General features: G+C 45.7%; 18 protein-coding genes. 6 read left to right on the top strand and 12 right to left on the bottom strand.

Annotated elements, in window-relative coordinates; translation table 11 throughout:
- Positions 1 to 62 precede the first annotated feature (62 nt).
- Both leuA and ACZ2XM_RS08865 read left to right on the top strand, forming a co-directional pair.
- On the top strand, positions 63 to 1829 hold the full coding sequence (gene leuA / locus ACZ2XM_RS08870) for a 2-isopropylmalate synthase (protein ID WP_490589493.1): 1767 nt from the start codon (positions 63 to 65) through the stop codon (positions 1827 to 1829).
- Between the two features lie 467 nt (positions 1830 to 2296).
- Positions 2297 to 2866 (top strand): hypothetical protein, encoded by a 570-nt coding sequence (locus ACZ2XM_RS08865; protein WP_490589494.1) that lies wholly within the window; start codon positions 2297 to 2299, stop codon positions 2864 to 2866.
- 117 nt (positions 2867 to 2983) lie between these two features.
- Here the strand turns inward: ACZ2XM_RS08865 and accC are convergent, their stop codons facing one another.
- The 6 genes from accC to ACZ2XM_RS08835 form a co-directional block, all read right to left on the bottom strand.
- Positions 2984 to 4351, bottom strand: coding sequence for an acetyl-CoA carboxylase biotin carboxylase subunit (gene accC / locus ACZ2XM_RS08860; RefSeq protein WP_490589495.1), 1368 nt, complete (start codon positions 4349 to 4351; stop codon positions 2984 to 2986).
- A 131-nt stretch (positions 4352 to 4482) separates the two neighbouring features.
- Positions 4483 to 4914, bottom strand: coding sequence for an acetyl-CoA carboxylase biotin carboxyl carrier protein (gene accB / locus ACZ2XM_RS08855; protein WP_490589496.1), 432 nt, complete (start codon positions 4912 to 4914; stop codon positions 4483 to 4485).
- A 299-nt stretch (positions 4915 to 5213) separates the two neighbouring features.
- Positions 5214 to 6584: an MATE family efflux transporter gene (locus ACZ2XM_RS08850; RefSeq protein ID WP_490589497.1), complete on the bottom strand. Its 1371-nt coding sequence runs from the start codon at positions 6582 to 6584 to the stop codon at positions 5214 to 5216.
- 255 nt (positions 6585 to 6839) lie between these two features.
- Positions 6840 to 7853, bottom strand: coding sequence for a hypothetical protein (locus ACZ2XM_RS08845; protein ID WP_490589498.1), 1014 nt, complete (start codon positions 7851 to 7853; stop codon positions 6840 to 6842).
- A gap of 424 nt (positions 7854 to 8277) precedes the next feature.
- Positions 8278 to 9552 carry a sodium/glutamate symporter gene (gene gltS, locus ACZ2XM_RS08840; RefSeq protein WP_490589499.1) on the bottom strand — a complete coding sequence of 425 codons (1275 nt, stop codon included), beginning with the start codon at positions 9550 to 9552 and terminating at the stop codon, positions 8278 to 8280.
- A gap of 620 nt (positions 9553 to 10172) precedes the next feature.
- The gene (locus ACZ2XM_RS08835; RefSeq protein ID WP_490589500.1) at positions 10173 to 10658 is read right to left on the bottom strand and encodes an EVE domain-containing protein; all 486 of its coding nucleotides are present in this window, start codon (positions 10656 to 10658) and stop codon (positions 10173 to 10175) included.
- Between the two features lie 277 nt (positions 10659 to 10935).
- Here ACZ2XM_RS08835 and hemW point away from each other — a divergent pair, with 277 nt between their 5' ends.
- Complete coding sequence (gene hemW, locus ACZ2XM_RS08830) at positions 10936 to 12249, top strand: radical SAM family heme chaperone HemW (RefSeq protein WP_490589501.1); 1314 nt, start codon at positions 10936 to 10938, stop codon at positions 12247 to 12249.
- A 114-nt stretch (positions 12250 to 12363) separates the two neighbouring features.
- On the opposite strand, the gene ACZ2XM_RS08825 is transcribed toward hemW, so the two are convergent.
- A complete protein-coding gene (locus ACZ2XM_RS08825; RefSeq protein WP_490589502.1) occupies positions 12364 to 12504 on the bottom strand; it encodes an entericidin A/B family lipoprotein in 141 nt (46 codons plus the stop codon).
- A 458-nt stretch (positions 12505 to 12962) separates the two neighbouring features.
- Here ACZ2XM_RS08825 and ACZ2XM_RS08820 point away from each other — a divergent pair, with 458 nt between their 5' ends.
- Positions 12963 to 13499 carry a tRNA (cytidine(34)-2'-O)-methyltransferase gene (locus ACZ2XM_RS08820; RefSeq protein ID WP_490589503.1) on the top strand — a complete coding sequence of 179 codons (537 nt, stop codon included), beginning with the start codon at positions 12963 to 12965 and terminating at the stop codon, positions 13497 to 13499.
- A 136-nt stretch (positions 13500 to 13635) separates the two neighbouring features.
- Here ACZ2XM_RS08820 and ACZ2XM_RS08815 read toward each other — a convergent pair whose 3' ends face one another.
- The 5 genes from ACZ2XM_RS08815 to ACZ2XM_RS08795 form a co-directional block, all read right to left on the bottom strand.
- A complete protein-coding gene (locus tag ACZ2XM_RS08815; protein WP_490589504.1) occupies positions 13636 to 14007 on the bottom strand; it encodes a TusE/DsrC/DsvC family sulfur relay protein in 372 nt (123 codons plus the stop codon).
- Between the two features lie 130 nt (positions 14008 to 14137).
- Positions 14138 to 14530 (bottom strand): DsrH/TusB family sulfur metabolism protein, encoded by a 393-nt coding sequence (locus ACZ2XM_RS08810; RefSeq protein WP_490589505.1) that lies wholly within the window; start codon positions 14528 to 14530, stop codon positions 14138 to 14140.
- A gap of 55 nt (positions 14531 to 14585) precedes the next feature.
- The gene (locus ACZ2XM_RS08805) at positions 14586 to 14909 is read right to left on the bottom strand and encodes a hypothetical protein (RefSeq protein ID WP_490589506.1); all 324 of its coding nucleotides are present in this window, start codon (positions 14907 to 14909) and stop codon (positions 14586 to 14588) included.
- A gap of 9 nt (positions 14910 to 14918) precedes the next feature.
- Positions 14919 to 15362 carry a sulfurtransferase complex subunit TusD gene (gene tusD / locus ACZ2XM_RS08800; protein ID WP_490589507.1) on the bottom strand — a complete coding sequence of 148 codons (444 nt, stop codon included), beginning with the start codon at positions 15360 to 15362 and terminating at the stop codon, positions 14919 to 14921.
- Positions 15363 to 15468: 106 nt separating this feature from the next.
- Positions 15469 to 16500 (bottom strand): NADP-dependent oxidoreductase, encoded by a 1032-nt coding sequence (locus ACZ2XM_RS08795; protein WP_490589508.1) that lies wholly within the window; start codon positions 16498 to 16500, stop codon positions 15469 to 15471.
- A gap of 491 nt (positions 16501 to 16991) precedes the next feature.
- Here ACZ2XM_RS08795 and ACZ2XM_RS08790 point away from each other — a divergent pair, with 491 nt between their 5' ends.
- Both ACZ2XM_RS08790 and ACZ2XM_RS08785 read left to right on the top strand, forming a co-directional pair.
- Entirely contained in the window at positions 16992 to 18503 is a 1512-nt protein-coding gene (locus tag ACZ2XM_RS08790) for a glycosyltransferase family 4 protein (protein WP_490589509.1), read from the top strand.
- A 466-nt stretch (positions 18504 to 18969) separates the two neighbouring features.
- Entirely contained in the window at positions 18970 to 19515 is a 546-nt protein-coding gene (locus tag ACZ2XM_RS08785) for a phosphatase PAP2 family protein (RefSeq protein ID WP_490589558.1), read from the top strand.
- Positions 19516 to 19549: the final 34 nt, after the last annotated feature.

Genomic DNA, 19549 nt, shown 5'->3' with positions numbered 1-19549 from the left:
CCTTTTAGCTTCATTAATTCGCTTCTTAACTCTTAACTTTGAATCACAGCAAGGACTCACTCATGGGCACAACCACTCCAGCAAATTCTAAGATTACGCCAAAAAATCCTGCCTTCGATTATCGTAAATATCGTGCTTTTGGTTTTGCGCCAAAACTGACGGCTCGCACCTGGCCTGATCAAGAAATCACCCAGTCGCCAATCTGGGCGAGTGTGGATCTGCGCGATGGTAACCAAGCCCTGATTGACCCAATGACCATTGACCAAAAAATGCGTTTTTTTAAGACCCTCGTCGATGTGGGCTTTAAAGAGATTGAGATTGGCTTCCCCTCTGCGGCGCAAGTTGAGTTTGATTTCACCCGCAAGCTTATCGAAGAAGGCCATGTGCCTGCTGATGTAACGTTGCAAGTCTTGGTACAAGCGCGTGAGCACCTCATTCAGCGCACTTTTGAGTCCTTGAAAGGGGCCAAGCGCGCTATTGTCCACGTGTATAACTCTACTAGTCGAGTGCAGCGTGATAAGGTTTATGGCAAAACTAAGGAAGAAATCAAGCAAATCGCTATCGATGGCGCGACCTTAGTCAAACAGTACGCCGCGCAATATCCAGAGACGGAGTGGGTATTCCAGTACTCACCAGAGAGCTTTAGCCAGACCGAGACCGACTTTGCTATAGAAGTGTGTGAAGCGGTTTGTAAGGTGTGGCAGCCGCAATCTGGTCAAGGGGTTATTATTAACTTGCCAGCGACTGTAGAAGCGTCTACCCCCAACATATTCGCGGATCAGGTTGAATACTTTTGCCGTCATTTAAGCTGCCGTAAAGATATCGTGGTGAGTTTGCATACGCATAATGATCGCGGTTGTGGTATCGCTGCAGCTGAGCTTGGATTGATGGCGGGCGCAGATCGTATCGAAGGTACCTTGCTCGGTAATGGTGAGCGCACTGGGAATATGGATATTATGGTCATGGCAATGAATCTATTTAGCCAAGGCGTAGATCCTGAGCTCGACTTCAGTAATATGAGCGAAATCGTCCAAGTGGTGAGCGAATGCAATAATTTACCATTGCACCCACGCCATCCGTATGTGGGTGAGTTGGTCTTTACTGCGTTTAGCGGTTCGCATCAAGATGCTATTAAAAAGTCGTTGGATTACAACACTCAACACGCAGAGACTGCAGACCATTGGGACGTGGCTTATCTGCCTATCGACCCTGCGCACATTGGCCGTAGCTACCAAGACGTGGTGCGTATTAACAGCCAGTCTGGTAAAGGTGGCGTCGCCTATATCTTGCAGCGCAACTATGGCTTTAACTTGCCACGTTGGATGCAGATTGACTTTAGCCGCGTCGTGCAAAACCAAGCGGAAAAAGAGGCGCGTGAGCTCCAGAATGATGAAATATTACAGACCTTTGAGCGCACCTATTTGCAGCAGTCTGATTTTGAATTGCTCGACTATAGCGTGAATAATAAAGGCGGTGAGGTCCAGTTTGTCGGACAGGTCAAAGCGTACGGCGAGATTGTTGATATTGATGGGGTGGGTAACGGCCCGCTATCGTCCTTTATCGATGGCCTCGCGCAGACGATGGGCAGCTCAGTACATATCATTAACTATGCCGAGCATGCTATCAGCCCGCATCACCTCAACTATGATGAGTCTGAGATTGAGACCGACCGTGAAAACAAAACCAATGCCAACGCTGCAGCGTATATTCAGCTCACGGTTGATGGTAAGATTTACTCAGGGATTGGCACTTGCACCAGCACGGTCTCAGCGATGCTGAAAGGGGCGTTATCAGCGTTAGCTCAAGCCCCTGCTTCTACCGGTGCTTAGGAAGTTATAAGTTTTAGACTGCAAAGATATGAGGCCGTGCTGTAATCATTAGCGCGGCCTTTTTTATAATAAGAATTAATATTATGCTTTCATGAAGGGTAAACTTGATAAACGATAAGACACAGCGACATAGTATGTCGTCTTATCAGTAATTCAGTGCAAAAGCCGATGATTAGAGGTTGTAATTAATGGGTAGAAGGCTTACGCTAAATTGACAGCTTTTAGTCCTATTTTCAGGGATAATAAACCTTTAAATGCCTTAGCATTGTTTGCACATTTTAGTTGGTAAAAGTAGTGAAATCATTCCGTTATTCTATTTAATAGTGGTCACTACTGATTTGATTGCGCTACTGGCAGTCCGCTGCAGGTATTGGCTCAAGCGACTGGTAGCACAGCCTCACTTTCATAAATTGGGCATTAGCTAACCTCATTGGCGGCTAACCCGCCCCTAGATTATAAGAGTAGATATGGAACCCATCTCATTTGCTTCATTCAGTTTAGCCGCCGTATTGGCCTCACTACCTACCTCTGGCGAGCCCGTAAGCAAGTCGGTCATTAGTACCCACAGTCTTCCAGCCATAGCTGGGCAATGGGAGATTGACTTAAACGAGGCGAAAGCACGGGATGCCGCTAGGCCTGCAGAAAATACCGAGCAAGCTGTGGCTATGGCGGATGATGCAGTGACCGATGTAGTGACTATAGAAGAGTCTAGCCATCTACAGGTAAAAGGCAAACCTATGGAGCAGGGCAGCTGTCGTGAGCTATATAACTTTAGCGAAGACAATAATATGTGGGCAGTGAGCGGGGCGGAATGGACTTATGGCAAGTATTTAGTAACCCATCCTGACCAAGGCTTACCTATTATCGCTATCAAGACAGTTTATGATAATAATGAAGTCGACTGCGCTGGCAATCAAATTGACCAAACGGATGAGGCCATAGTCGCTTATTTAAACCATAAAGACAATAAGATGCAATGGTGTGCTGATCCTGAAGGTGAGGAGTGTTTTGCTTCGTTTAAACGTATCTTGCCGTAGAGAGTTAAAATACTAGAACTTTACTCATAAAAAAGCCCTTTCTCCATCAGAAAAAGGGCTTTTTATTGGCTGACTATAAAATAGCCATTATTAACGCGCTGTGATTAGCAAAATAGCCTAAGCCTTGTCTGCTTTAGTCTTGTCATTCTTCTTGAGTAGCTTATCTTCAAGATAATGAATATTCTGCGCTTCACGGGTAAAGTCTTCATCTGTCAGGATGATATCGCGATGTAAAGCCATATTGGTTTTGATACCCGTAATAATCAACTCATCCAGCGCTTGCAAGGTCTTCGCAATCGCTTGTTGGCGGGTCTGACCGTAACAGATTAGCTTACCAATCAATGAGTCATAATAAGACGGAATCTCATAGCCTGGATAGAGGTGCGAGTCAAAACGCACTCCTGAGCCGTTGGGCGTAAAGAATTGATCTACCGTACCGGGACACGGCATAAAGGTCGCTGGATCTTCGGCATTAATACGGCATTCGATAGCATGACCATGCGCGACGATTTCATTTTGGCGATACGATAATCCGTAACCCGCTGCAATTTTTAGCTGCTCAACGACGACATCGATACCAGTAATCATCTCAGTGACCGGATGCTCGACCTGGACACGAGTGTTCATTTCGATAAAGAAGAACTGACCATCTTCGTAAAGAAACTCAAAAGTACCCGCGCCGCGATAGTTAATATCTTCAGAGGCTTTGACACAGGCCAATAAGATAGGCTCGCGCACGTCATCTGGGATATCGGGGGCAGGGGCTTCCTCTAGTACTTTCTGATGGCGACGCTGTAGTGAGCAATCACGGTCATACAGGTGAATGGCATTACCATTACCATCCCCTAAGACTTGCACTTCAACGTGGCGAGGGTTTTTAAGATAGCGCTCCATGTAGACCGTATCATCACCAAACCACAACTCGGCTTCTTGTTTAGCAGCTTGGACTTGGCCGACCAGCTGGTCGAAATGCTCAACGATACGCATACCACGACCACCGCCACCAGAGGCCGCTTTGATCAATAGCGGAAAACCGATATGACGAGCTTGCTCTTCTGCGTTATGCAAGGTGACTGGACCAACCGAACCGGGCACCGTAGGAACGCCCGCTTTTTTCATAGCATTAATAGCAGAGACTTTATTCCCCATCAGGCGAATATGATCAGCGTGGGGACCCACAAAGGTCAACCCTGCTTGCTCGACTTGCTCAGCGAATTCAGCATTTTCTGATAGAAAACCATAGCCAGGATGAATAGCATCCGCGCCAGTGATTTCTGCTGCAGTGAGTAGGGTATTAATATCTAAGTAGCTTTGATTGGCATTGGGTTTGCCAATACAGACCGCTTCGTCAACAAAGCGCAAATGCATTAAATTTGCATCGGCAGTAGAGTAGACACCGACAGTTTCGATGCCCAGCTGCTTACACGCGCGGACGATACGTAGCGCGATTTCCCCTCTATTGGCTATCAGCAGTTTTTTTATCATGAGTACGTCCTATTTTGTTCGTATGCCAAAGCGCCGCGCAAACTCAGTTTATCAAGCTGACTATCAACTGGTTTGTCGCCCTAGACGCTTTAGAGTAATGTTAAGCAATCCCCTAAAGGTAGCTACAGCGATTAAGCTTTATAGCGAACGATAGGCTGACCAAATTGCACAACATCGGCATTTTCGACCAAAATCTCATCGATGACGCCGCTTTGAGTGGCCTCTAACGGGTTCATGATTTTCATGGCTTCGATGATGCCCAGGGTATCACCGGCTTGAACTTTCTGTCCAACCTTGGCGTAAGGAGGGTCATTTGGGCTGGGTGCTGAATAGAAAACCCCAACCATAGGGGCGGTCTCAACACTGCCAGCTTTCATGGTCGCGGTCTTACTGTCGGGTGCGCCTGCTGCTGGAAGACTAGCGGGAGCTGCCATCATGGCTGGTATAGGTGCGTCGTAATGACGGGTCAGACTAATGCTCTCATCCCCGCTGCTAACCTCTAGGTTAACCAGCTCGCTCTCTTCCATAAGTGCAATTAAGGTGCGGATCTTTTCAATGTCCATAAAAGGTGTATGCCTTGTGCCTAATAATGAAAATAATAGAATAAAAAAGGTATAAATTATCGTCGCCCTATGACGTTGTAACAGTCACTTGGCCTAAAAAACAGCTTAAAAGCTAGCTAATTAAATTATATTTTTCAATAGAATAAACCATTAATAACTAGCGATAAGCGACTGTAACAAAATATTTATACAATACGTGCTAATCATACCTATATTTGCCGCAATGAGCAATCGATGTACATATGTACACTTACAATTTTTGTTATCTATTTGTTTATTAAGTCCCTTTACTGTTGGCGCTACAGCCCATAATTTAGCTGAATTTTTCGTTGTTGGTGGCGCAATCTGAAGGTGAGGAGAATAGCGGATAACAGTAAGCCCATTACCAGCGCCATCCAAAAGCCCTGAGCGCCGATATCAGTATAACGCACCAAATAGGTTCCTAAAGGTAACGCAACCAACCAATAACAAAATAACGTAATCCACATCGGTACCGTAGTATCTTGCAAGCCGCGTAAGATACCGGCAACGTTGACTTGCCAACCATCGAATAATTGATAGCCTAAGGCAAAGATAAGCAGATACATAGCTTGCTCTTGTACCACAGGGTTATCCGTAAATAGCGCTGCCAACTGCGGGCGGAATATCCAGACCATGACCATGGCCACAACCGCAATGAGGACGGTCCAAATTAGCCCCGTAGTCTGAACATGGCGTAAGGCAGTAAAATTGCGCTCGCCAAAGCGATTGGACACCATAATGGTTAAGGCCATCGCCAGTGACATGGGCACCATAAATAGCTGTGAGGTGACGGCTAAGGCCACTTGATGGGACGCGACGGCGAGCTCACCCAAAGGGCTGATAACCAAAGAGGCTAAGCTAAATAGGCTAGCTTCAAAAAAGATGGATACGCCAATGGGCACGCCTAGTTTTAATAGCTTAGTGATTTGCTCGCGATTGGGGCTGGTAAAGCTATAGAAAAACCGGGTACTAGCAATCTGTTTCTGTTTAGAAAAATGCGTATAGGTGGCTAATAATAAAACGTTAATCCATAGGACAATCGCAGTTGCAACCCCACAACCCGCGCCGCCAAGCTCGGGCATACCAAATAGACCGTGGATAAAGATGTAGTTTAAGGGGATATCAGCGAGCAGACCAATGATACTAATAATCGTCACTGGCTCCGGGCGCCCTAACGCTTCACAATAGCTGCGTAATACTGCGTAGGCGGCAATGGCCGGAAAGCCAAAGGAGACCCCGTGGAGGTACTGGCTGGCTTTAGGGACGATATTCGCAGGTACGCCCATCAACGGCAAGACATTGGGCATAAGGTTGACCACCACGAAGCCTATTAGTCCCAAAGCTATCGCTGTCCATAACGACTGCTGGGTGATATGCGGCACGTGATGCATATTATCTTGGCCAACCGCTTCACCAATTAACGGTGTAGTGGCAATCAAGATACCCGTGGCCAATAAAAATAACGGCAACCAAATCCCTGAGCCAATAGAAACCGCAGCCAAGTCTAAGGCGGATACGCGACCGGCCATAATGGCATCCACCACGCCTAAAGCAGCTTGGCTAAATTGGGTAATTAAGATGGGTAAGACGAGAACCCAAAGGCGACGACTATGGAAGGTGAACTGAGAGAAATTAAAATCCGTGAGCATAGCTAAATCACTTACTAAATCACTAACTGAATTATGGTCTGCTGGACTATCGACCTTGATATCCACTACTCAGACGCTATTGGCGACTTCTAATGAGTCCTTTAGAAAGCCATGAATAAAAACGACCTGCCGATCTGTCACAAGATGGGCAGGTCTGAACGCTTGTATAAGAGGGCTTGATTAAGCTGAATTAGGGCCGTGTATAGCCTAAACTAAACCCTATGACTTGGCGCCCTTTGTTTAGCGCCCATTGGCTTAACGGGCTTCTGGTAAGTCCATCACGCGCGCTTGATAACCGATAAAGTTATTATCTTTATCAAAAGCCTGGACGACAAAGGCGTAGTTGGTCGGGGTAGCATCAACGGCTGGCGTAAATTGAGTCTCGCCCGCCGTCAAGATTTGGTTACGCACGTAGCCATTCGCTCCCTTTTCTGCCTTATTCACATTAATTTGGCTGACCAATACCGTAGCGGTATTTTCAGGGTTTTTCCACGTTAAGCGTGCTTGGCTGCCTGTACCGATAATATCGGCTTTAAGCTCACCCTTGTTATAATCTAAGGGGTAAGTGACGAAGTTGGCGCGGTCGCTTAGCGTATAACGGACATTACAGCCGTCGTTGCCGGAAGAAAGCTGGGTGCCGCCCAGACCATCTTGGTATTCAAAACTGCCGAACCAAGGGCTGCCCGCCATCTTGTCATTAAACTTACCACTAAAGGTGGTTAATATATTGGGCGTCTCAATACCTAAATCGTTGACGTATTTCACATCTAAGAACTTTAAGGTATCTAAGCTGCCGGATAGTTTGCCCACGATGACATTGTCTACTTTTACCGCAGTATCGGTAGCGAGGGTACGGTTATCTTGGCAAGGCTGCTGCTGGTAACTGACGCGACCATCGATGCTACCAGCGCCGGCTTTGCTGATATCAAAGTACAAAGCACCGATATCTATATCGCCGGCATCACCGTCATTAAGTTCAATAAAGTGCCCGGCGTACAAACCACCTTTACCACCTTCTGGGGTAATTTTATCTAAGAATTTATCTAAACTCTCTTCAGGTAAGAATACCGACTCTAAAATCTCGGCCATGCTTTTTTCATTGTCTGTGAGCTTGGCTTCAACACGTTTATATTCTGCTTTGACTTGGTCTGAGATACGGTCGTATTCTCTTTTAATCTTATCGGTCTCTTCGCCACCACAACCACTTAGGGCTACAGTAGTGATAGTCATTAAGCTAAGCGCGAGCATAGAGCGGTTGTGTTTTAGCATGCTAGAGGATCCTTGAGGTCTCTTAAATGAGGTATGTCTTGAGCAAAAAATGCCTTAATTACGACAGATTTTTTATTCGTAATCGTGATTATCTAGGACAGTATAAGCATCGCTAAGATAGAGGTCAGGGTCACTAGAATATAGTGTGACAGCGTAACAGTCAGTATTTATTTTACTAAAATTCTGCCAGCAAGCGCTCGCTAGTCTGAGAGGGCAATGGTTATAGACGGGATAACTATAAGATAGTCTAATTATAAATAGCTTGATTATAGCTAGCATAAAGGCAAACTATCCTGAGCAAGATGCAACTCACTCAGGATAGCCTAATGTTAACGTACCTTTTATAGCCCTGTTGATGATGCCCGCTCTAAAAGTTATAAAAAACTAGTTATAAAAAATCTCTAGAGAGTGGCAAAGTAGTGGCTTACATAAACGGCAGTTTAGTGAAAATTTGCAGTACGGTAGCATTGACGATATCGACAAAGAAAGCACCAACCATAGGCACAATTAAGAATGCTTTGTGCGAAGGTAAGTAGCGATCGGTTACTGCCTGCATATTGGCAATAGCGGTAGGGGTCGCGCCCATACCAAAACCACAATGACCCGCTGATAACACGGCGGCATCGTAATCTTTGCCCATGATTCTATAGGTAATAAAGTAAGCATAACCGATCATCACTAGAGTCTGTACCAGTAGGATGATCAATACAGGACCCGCCAAATCTGTCAACTGCCATAATTTCAATGATAATAGAGCCATTGCTAAGAATAAGCTCAAAGAAGCGTTACCAATGACGTCGATAGCACGGTCAAACATATCAAAATTGAAAATCATGGTTAAGGCATTACGGATAATAACACCAGCCGCTAGTGCCCATACAAACGTAGGTAATTCAAACCAAGTGTCTTTAGCCACTATAGTCATGACATCGGCAAAAGCCAACGCAGCAGCAAATAGCGCTAGAGATTCGATAGTAGAAGACGCAGTGATCAGACGAATATTATCCGGTTTCTCAAACATTTCTTTATTAGCATGAACTTCACTTTCGCTATGCTTCGTGCTGTAGAGTGACTGCTCAGCAGCCAGTTTTTCTACTTCACTAGGGTTAGGATTCATAGGGGTAGGCTTAAGCCCTAGCTTATTAATCAATCTGCGCGCAACAGGACCCCCAATCACGCCACCCGCTACTAAGCCGTAGGTGGCCACAGCGATACCTAGCGTCGTCGCGCCCACTACACCATATTGCTCCTCTAAAGTGATGCCCCAAGCGCCCGCTGTACCATGACCACCCGTCAAGGCGATAGAGCCTGTGACTAAGCCCAGTAAAGGATCAAGCCCGAGCATACTCGCCATGCCCACGCCCACGACGTCCTGTAGGACAATAAACACGCCCACTACGGCAGTGAATATCAATAGGGGCGTACCACCAGCTTTAAGCCTGCCGAAGTCAGCACTAAGACCGATAGAGGCAAAGAACATCAACATACAAGCGGTTTGCAAATCTTGCTGGAAGTTAAAGCTATAACCACCGATTAAATTTAGAGCATAAACGATAATGGCCGCAACCAAACCACCAGCGACAGGTTCTGGGATATTGAAGTCCTCTAAGAACTTGATGTTTCTCACTAAAAAGCGCCCTAGCAACAATACTAGGGTCGCTAGAATCAGCGTGTAATATCCGTTTAAGGTAATTTCCATATTATGATCCTTCTCTTGATGCGGCTTACAAAAATAAAATAACCTGAATTCGAGATAAGTCTGGTTTTATCTGGGATTCAGATTGTCTAGAAATATACTTATACTGTGGTCTTAATCTGAGGACTTGATAATCAGTCGCCTGCGTAGAGTGCAGGGCGAGATTTATAGCCAGCTGTTAGTCTCTAAAAATCAGTGATCGTTTAAAGAGTAGTAGTGATCTAAAGAGAATCAAAAGTACAGTACAGTATGTTGATAGAAACAATGACCAGGTGTAAAGACAGCGGCAATGGGTAAAAACAGCCACGATGCGTTAAGCATATCCAGTATCTGTACAGTATATTAAGTCAATAAGTCACAGTATTATAACAGCCGAAAACTCATACACCTAACGCTGACTGGTTGATAACGTTAACAAAACTTTAGGTTTTCTAAAGCTGTCAAAGACAAACTTTAAGGTGGTTTTGGTGGGTATTAACAGGAGTTTAAAAAAGTCTTTAAGGAGGGTTTACAGCTGAGATAAAGAAGAAGGATGATTTTTAATTCTGATATTTAATGCAGTGCAGACAGTGGCAAAGAAAAAGCCCTTTTATAAGGGCTTATAAAGGGTGATAAAAAAGCGGTTATTCAATATCTTCAATCAACCCTTCTGCTACCGCGGCATCCATAATGGCGTACCAGTGTTTTGCCTCTAGCGGCAATACCGTCAGTTGCTCACAGCCTTTACGTAACAATAGCGAATCTTCTAATACAGTCATTTGTTTCAGTTTTGGCAAAGGTAGAATGCCAGAAAAGGCTCGCTCAAATTTTACATCGATAGCATACCAACGTGGTTTCTCTGGCGTAGAGCGTGGGTCGTAATGCCGGCTTTCGGGGTGAAACTGCGTGGGGTCAGGATAGCCTGCAGTAGCAACGCTCATGATGCCAACCACGCCAGAGGGTTTGGCACTAGAGTGATAAAAGATAATCTGATCACCCACTTGCATATCATCGCGCATAAAATTGCTAGCGCGATAATTACGCACACCTTCCCACATCTCCGTATCGAGAGCCTCTAAGTCATGAATACCAAAACACTTGGGGTTGGATTTGATTAACCAATATTTCATTGTCTGTCTCTTTTATTGTTATCGATAGTTTGATGCTCATGCGCCTAAGGGGATGTCTAGCTAAAATTATGGCCACCACACTCAAAGCATATCGAATAACACTCATTCAATCATTCACTAGTAAATGAGCGTAAAATAGCCGTTAGTAGGCGGCTAGGGCAGCAGTGGTCATTATTGTCATTAAGGCTGTTTATGAACAAAGCTGTTCATTAACGCCTCAAATCGTTATCCTAGCACTCTTTTATTTTAGCAATGTTTTGCGTTAGGCTGTTTTATCATGTTGTTATCTATCTCTGCCATACCCTTAGCGCTGTATATTCATATCCCTTGGTGCGTAAAGAAATGCCCGTATTGTGACTTTAATTCGCACGAGTTGAGCGCCAGTCTCGACAATGCTGCCATGTATAGCGCTTATGTCGATGCGCTATTAGCGGATGCCAGTGCGCAAATTCCTTGGTTACAGGGTCGCTCTATTGGCTCGGTGTTTATCGGTGGGGGCACGCCATCCTTATTGCCGATAGCTGAATACCAGCGCCTCTTTCAAGGCTTACGCGAGCGATTGCCCTTTATAGCCGACTGCGAAGTGACGATGGAAGCGAATCCAGGCACGCTTGAGCACGCCCCCTTTGCCGAATATCTTGAGGTAGGGATTAATCGGCTATCGATCGGGGTGCAAAGCTTTGATAGCGCACAATTAACTACCCTTGGGCGTATCCATGACCCTCAGCAAGCGCGAACCGCTATTGGCCAAGCTCGTCAGGCGGGCTTTACGCGGGTCAACGTGGACTTGATGCATGGCTTACCCACACAAAACAGTACGCAAGCGTTGTACGATATCCAGCAGGCGCATGATGCTGGGGCGACGCACATTTCTTGGTATCAACTGACGGTCGAGCCGAATACGGTATTTTATCGTAATGCGCCCTTATTGCCTGACGAAGATGCCTTGGCAGATATCGAAGAGGCAGGACAGACTAGGCTACAGCAGTTGGGCTATCGCCGCTACGAAGTCTCGGCTTGGGCAGGCGCGCATGATAGAGAGTGTCAGCACAATGTGAACTACTGGCAGTTTGGGGATTATCTGGCTATCGGCGCAGGTGCCCATGGCAAGATAAGTTTAGCAGCAGACGCTCATTTAAAGTCAGCAGTAGGATTAGTTGCCTATGACACAGCAGCGCCAGGACCACAAATTGCCCGGTTTAGTAAATCACGCTTGCCCAAAGACTATCTTGATCAAGACAAATGGCAGGTGGCGAATACTTTGCATAATGAGGCTGCAGAGACAGCGGGCCAGTATGAGAAGTCTACAGCGACTGTACTTGGTTCGACTCTACTTTATCCGAAAACGGTGGGTTTTGAAGCCATTCCTCAGGATCAGTTGCCTGCAGAGTTTATGCTAAATGCGCTCAGACTAGAGGGTGGGGTGACGTGGCAAGCTTTCGTAGAACGCACTGGACTGCCAAAAGCGACTATTGAACCGCAGGTGGCCGCGCTTATCGCCCAGGGTTTACTGACAGAGGATACTGAGCGCTTACTCACTACCGACAAAGGCCGGCGTTATCTGAATCAAGTGCTGTATGCTTTTTTATAAAAGCTTGCATAAGCTAACTAACGGTCAGACATAAAAAAAGCCCATCAAAAGATGAGCTTTTTTGAAAACTAGGTGCGACTACTGTGAAGTAAATCAGCACTAAATCTAGGGAAATTAGATTTTGTTTTCAACTTTTTGTGCGCCGTCAGTTACAGCATCACCAGCGCTAGACACGTCTTGGCCTAGACCTTTGAACGTGTTGCAACCAGTAAGAACGAACATAGCTGCTAAAGATGCAATGATAACTTTTTTCATAATAACTACCTCTAAATAAGTAAGGAAATAGGGCCTTTGATTTCTATAAATCAAACGTAACCACGATAGTGAAAGAGAGCAAAACACTAGCACCCAAGTAAGGCTATAAATCAGACCAACACTTAAGTAAAGTACTCACCTAAAGCCAATACCCTAACTTTGCGCTCTGATTAAACCTACATTAAAAAATATACGGTGTAATAAATAAGAACCATGCCACCATATGGAGACAAAGCGCCCTTACAAAGCAGTAAGCAGTGAATGACTAGATTTAGGCTGCCGCCCTTCATTAGGGGTATCATAGTTAAATGAAAAAAGCCTGCCCAGTAGCAAAGTGTAATTACCGCCATAAAACTGTAACATATTTTTGCAAGAGTCTATAAATACGCAGGTTTCTACGTAATTTGACGTTACTCTGCAGATACAAAACCTTTAATAAAACCATTTAAGAGCCAATTATGACCATTCATATTGTATTAGTCAGCCCCAAAATTCCTAATAACACCGGCAGTATTATTCGCTTATGTGCCAATTCAGGAGCACAGCTGCATTTGGTAAAGCCATTAGGGTTTGATTTAGAAGATAAAAAGATGCGTCGAGCGGGCCTGGATTATCATGAATATGCGGACATGCTAGTGCATGAAACTTGGCAAGACGCCAAAATGGCGCTACAACAGGCCAACTGTCCTAACATGGTGGCATTGACCACTAAGCTCAGCCACCCTTTTTATGACTACGACTTCAGCAGTCAAGGGGATGAGGACAATATTGCTTTAGTATTTGGTTCTGAGACGGCAGGCTTACCGGAAGATATTCGAGCAGATATTGGTGAGGCCAATTGGTTAAGATTGCCAATGCTACCCGAGTCACGCAGTTTAAATTTAGCCAACAGCGTATCAATTTGCCTATATGAAGTGTGGCGGCAGCAGGGTTTTAAAGGGGATGAAGGGCAGAGTACAGGCTATGATAATTTAGTGCCTTTTAATCCTAAATAGGCAACCTGAACTGCCTTATAGAGTCTGCCTATCATCTGGTCTGAATATGCTTTAGCAAGGATTACGCTTTTTTTTATGACGATAAAGCGTCATGTGGCTCTTGCTTGGACTGACAATAGCTCTGTAACGTTGACCCTTACAAACAATTGGGGGGTTTGGGCAAGCCAGCAAGTCGATTGACATGGCGGGCTACTAGCCCCGTATTAAATAACGCCTGCAAGCGCTGATTGCTAATATCGTCATCCGGTAACGTCTTCATAAGGTATTTAATCAAAGGCCGAGTAGAGGGAGGATGATTAAATTCTGTATGAAACTCGCGCACTTGCATCAAGATGCGTAGGTGTAAAGCGGTCAGCTCAACGGCCAAAGTGTCAGCAAGCTGCTGCGCGATTTCTGGCGTCCATAGACGATGGTCTAGCAGATGGCCTTCGGCATCCAACGCAAACGGTTGGTTAGGCTCAGTAGCTGTGGTAGAGGTGTCTAAGGCTGAAGTAGGGGATTGGGTCATAGGGGTTTATTCTAGGTGTTAAGATTAAGATTAAGATTAAGATTAAGATTAAGATTAAGATTAAGATTAAGATGACTTTTAAGCTTAGTACTAGGTAGAATTTGAAGCGCAAGGTTTTACGGTCAAAGCCCTACGCAATCGTCACCACTTTGCTAAACTGTGGGTTCGCCGCAGATTTATTGGGCGATGGGCTCTCTAATACTGAGCTAGCAGTCTCATATTGGGATAAAGTCAGTGCAACCCAGTCACTATCACTTAATACCTGGCAGGCTCTTGAAGCAATATTGAGATACTGTTGGGTCGTGAGAGATAGCGCATCAATATCGGCCTGTAGCACGTACAGACGGCTCAAAGTCATCTCCGGCATTTCGCTATCAGCAATATAGGCATCGAGCCAATCCAAATAAGCGACGGTCTCGCCCAATAGCAAGACGCTATCTTGCGGCTGCCAAGTCATAGCTAGCGTGTCGATATGCTGTTTTAGGGAGGTTAAATTGCCATGCAGTTGATACAAAGTGCTCATAAATACCACTTAAAATTCAAAATAATAATGGGGTGGCTAGAGGGTTAGCGGCCGTTTAAAACGTCAAAATTTGCTCGAATGGATGGTCGTTCAGTGCTTCAGGGACCAACTCAAGCTGACTTGCCAAGGCATCAGGCACCATGCCCACTAACCAACCGCTAAAGACATCGTCTGGCAACCAAGCTGGCGGCATATCGTATAAGTCTAGCGACTTAATCATCCCTGCTAAGCGCGACTCAGGTTGCATCAAAACCCCAAACACCGGCGCGTCTAAATACAGCCGTACTTCATGGCCAAAGGTTGCCAAGGTCAAGGCTAAGGCGCAGCCTTCATAGCTGGCCAATTCAGTCGGCGTGCAAAGTTTCACTAATATGGTCATAACCTTCCTCTAAAATTGCAGTACGCGGCAATCGCTCTGTAGTAGCATCGCCAGCTCTCCTAAGCCTACCAAGTTAAAGCCTGCGGCAAGATTATCGCCCTGCAATTGATGGCGTTGGCTATTGTCCTCATCACTAATCCCGCGACTTAAAGCTGTACTCACGCAAACCGGTAAGCTCAGTTGGTATTGCTCAGCTAAGGCTTGCCAAGCTTGTGTGATGTCCGCTTGATCGGCAGATTGCCAGCGCAAACGATTGGCAGTATGGGCACCATCAGCATAGAAAAATACCTGCAAGGCAGGCTCATTCTCAGACGACGCTAAATAAGCCTGTGCATAACGCAGCGCCATAGCGGCTAACGGATGGCTGGGGTCAGCAGTAATAAGCAATAGCGGGGTCAGGGTAGCGGCGGTATTTGCAGTTGGGGTTACAGAAAGCGGAGCGTCAATAGTCATAAGCTGGGTATCACACACGGTTAAAAGTGTCTTAGTTGGGTCAGTAAAAGTCTCGGTTAGGCCAGTAAAGAGTCTTGGTTAGAGCAGTATAGAAAAGCAAATTGGGTTATGAGTCAAGGTCAGCCACTTTTACCATTTGTTTGCCGATATTCTCTCCAGAAAATAGCCCGATAAAGGCCTCTGGGATATTAGCAAAGCCTTCGGTAAGGGTTTCCTTATACTTTAATTTATCCTCATTGTACCACTTAGCGAGCTGCTTTTTAGCCGCATCGAACTCATCCGCATAGTTAAACACCACAAACCCTTCCATACGTGCGCTCTTTTTGATTAGTGTGTGCATAGGTCGCGGCCCTTGAGCAACTGTATCATTATTATAATCCGCAATTTGTCCACAGATGGCAATACGCGCATGAGGGTTAATATTGGCAAATACCGCATCAAACAACTCACCACCGACATTATCAAAGAAAACATCAACGCCCTCAGGACAGGCGTCAGCTATAGCCGCTGTCATATCGTCAGTGGTTTTATAATTAATCCCTTTATCTAAGCCTAAATCGGTCTCTAAATAGGCGATTTTTTTCGCTGAGCCAGCAATCCCAACCACTCTACAACCGTGAATCTTGGCAATTTGAGCGGCTATGCTGCCCACAGAACCCGCTGCACCAGAGACCACGACCGTATCTCCGGCTTTAATATTGGCGACTTTGAGCATACCAAAATAGGCAGACAAGCCGGGTACGCCTAGCATACTCACAGCGGTAGAGATGGGAGCTAGACTGGGGTCAACCTTCTCTAGCCCATCAGGTGATACGCTTTGGAACTTTTGCCAAGCAAAGCGGCCGTGAACGATATCGCCGACCGCAAAGTCAGCACTGTTGCTGGCCACTACTTGCGCTACGGTTCTGCTGGTAATGGGTTTATTCAGCTCATATTTATTCCCTGCTGCGTCGTCATCGCCTTTGTCCATAAAGCCGCGCATACCTGGATCTACCGAGACATAAATACTTTTTAGTAATACCTCGTTAGCCCCCAATTCCGGCATATCGATAGCCTTAATTTTAAAGGTATCTGGCGTAGGTATGCCTTTAGGATGGGCGGCGAGGACAATTTGTTGGTTTTGTTGGGTGTTATGCATGGTGGCGACCTATAGTTATTGAATGTATTGAGTTATTAAATGGATGATTGAGACAGTTGTTAAAATAGTCGTTAAGAGGGTTGTTGAGATAGGTATTGAGTTTTTATCGTTAGGAAGTTTGCAGCCTATAGTGTAAGGGCTGCGACTTACTCAGCGCTTAGTAGTGTTGTGGCGCTTCAGTAGCGTTATCGCAATCAAGCCTCACCTTATACTTACTATGAATTGCTATGTGTCAGTCCTGTTGCAAACTGACACATAGCGAGTCACTGATATAAATTTTCTGGCGGGTCGTAGCGTATGGCGACCACTTTGATTGGATGAATAGAGCACTTGCTCTAGAGTAATACTAGGGCAATAAAAAACTTTAGGATAATCATTTATTTAGAGGGTTGAAAAGTAGACCGTTGTCATGGAATTGCGTTAATACTGCCATAAAACTGTCAACTGATTTTGCTAAGGTAAGCCTATAGTTACAGGGATGGATAAAAAATATGGCCACGATCAATTATCGCCGCAATCCTCTAGTAGAGCCGCAGAGCAATGCGCAAGCCAATAAGCTGCACATTGTCTTAGTGACAGAGACGTGGCTGCCCGAGGTGAATGGGGTGTCTTTAAGCCTGAAACAACTGATGCAACACTTAGCAGCAATGGGTCATGAAATCAGCTTAATTAAACCTAAAAAGCGTGAAAATATTGTTAAACTAAATATTACGTCAGTAGAGTTTCCCGTGGTGGCCAGTGCTAGTAGTAGGAGTAGCAGTAGCTCTGAAAGTAGCGATTATCAAGAAAGTCAGGCACAACCTAACAAGGCAGATGAGCTGGTTATTACCAGTATGCTAGCAGTCAAAGGGATGCCGATTCCACGCTATCCAGAGTTGCAATTTGGGATGCCAGCCTATAGCCGTATCAAGCATTATCTGCAGGATATACAGCCCGATATCGTCCATATTGCTACAGAAGGGCCGTTGGGATTAGCGGCATTGCTGGCGGCCAAACGCCTAAAAATCGCGGTGACGACGGGCTATCATACGCAGTTCCATGATTTTAGTAAGCACTTTGGTATCGGGCTGTTAGCGCGACCTTTGTTGGCTTATTTTAAATACTTTCACAATTGGTCAGATGCCACTTGTGTGCCCAGCCCAAAAACGCAAAATGACTTGGCGGCATTCGGCTTTAAACGTCTTGTACACGTGGGTCGTGGGGTAGATATAGAGCGGTTTAACCCTAGCAAAAGCTCAGAGGTACTGCGGCAATCTTGGGGAGCGGGTCAGCAGCATACCGTGCTCATTATGGTGAGTCGACTGTCTCCTGAAAAGGGGGTGGACTTAGTGATTAAAAGCTATCAAGCCCTGCAGATGCAGCAACTGCACCGGGCTATGAAACTCGTTATCGTTGGGGACGGTCCAGATAAAGCTCGGCTACAGTCTTTAGTGCGCGGTAGCGATGATATTATTTTTGCAGGCGCACAAATGGGGCAGGCTTTGGCTGAGCATTATGCCAGTGGTGATGCCTTTATCTTTGCCAGCCAAGTGGAGACCTTTGGCAATGTCGTGACCGAAGCTATGGCCAGTGGTTTGCCTGTTTATGCTTTTGATGATGCGGCTGCCGGCATGTTGGTCGATGAGCATTGTGGCGCGCTAGCCAGTCTAGGGGATAGCCAACAGTTTATAGCTATGGTGAGCGAGTTGCCCAAGGTACAGCAACTAAAACAACTTGGACAGCAGGCGCGCGCGCAAGTGTTAGAGATGTCTTGGGGACGTCCCGCTGAGCAAATGCTCACGATGTTTAAAGACGTATTAGTAAATAAAGCTGCCCATCAGGGTAAGGCTCAGTCATTAGCCAAAAAAGTAGAGTTATTAAGGCTAGAGCCGGCAACAGAGCAGACTTTATTTAAACAGGGCGCGACGCTACCGCTGCGTGATAGAGCTGAGGTAAAAGTGGCCCTGTCTAAGGCGAGTGTATTAACAGGTAGTAAAGACCCTCATAGCCACCCGACCCATTAAAGGTTTGTTACCGCTGTTAGTTATTTTAGCCGACAGTTATTTTAAAGTTTATAGCAGGGTTTATACTTTTTAAGCCTGGCCGTGATTTAAGTGTAGTTGTTTCTGTTTCTGTTTCTGTTTCTGTTTCTGTTTAAGGGCCTGCACGCCCAAATGCTCAGAGGTTATTCGTCATTATCTATTGGTCTTTTTTGGAGCAACGATTATGAAGCTGCCCGAACCAAAGCTACAAGCTAAATCGCCCCTTATCGATTCTGCCTCTCAGCAGCATTATACTGTGGTAGGAAGGCAGGAGATGCCTGCTAATAGGGTTGTTAATAAACCTCCAAGAATCCAGGCTCAGGCTCATGTTAAAAATAAGCCTCCCAAGACGCCTACTAAATTATCCGCCCATGTATCTCACAGCCCCAAGCATCCCTTTTTAACCTATCTCAATGATTATCCAGCTTTAGCCGCGACTACCAATCACTTGCTCAACTGGGATACCTCGCTTTGCATCCATATCAACCGCTACTCAAGCTACCAACGTATCGCCGCCTTTTTTAAGTCGGTGAGTCGGCTCGGTGATGGTTGGTTTTGGGGAGTGATGTTATTCGCCGCTTTACTGTCACAGTACAGGTTGGGCACTACAGGCTGGGCAATCTGGCTGCCGATTTTTAGCATCATACTAACGAGCAGTATTGGAGTAGGGTTGTATAAAATACTAAAAATAAAGACGGTCAGACCACGGCCGTATCAGGTGCATCAGGTCATCATCATGGGTGAGCGGCCATTAGATGTTTTTAGCTTTCCTTCTGGGCACACCTTACAAGCCGTGTTATTTACCTGTGCGCTGGGTGGTTATTTTCCTATTTTACTCTGGTTGATGGTGCCTTTTGCGCTATTGGTAGCGCTATCGCGTATGGTGCTGGGCTTACACTATCCGACCGATGTGGCCATTGGCGCATTAATAGGCGCAGGCTTGGCCCAACTCACCCCGCTGATTCAGCGTCTGTTAAATAGCCTAGTCCTTTAAGGGCGATTAGGTGGGGAAAAGCAGTTGCAAATAT

Source organism: Psychrobacter sp. CoH-33_TS_01, assembly GCF_058189395.1.
This window is presented reverse-complemented; position numbering and strand designations above follow the sequence as displayed.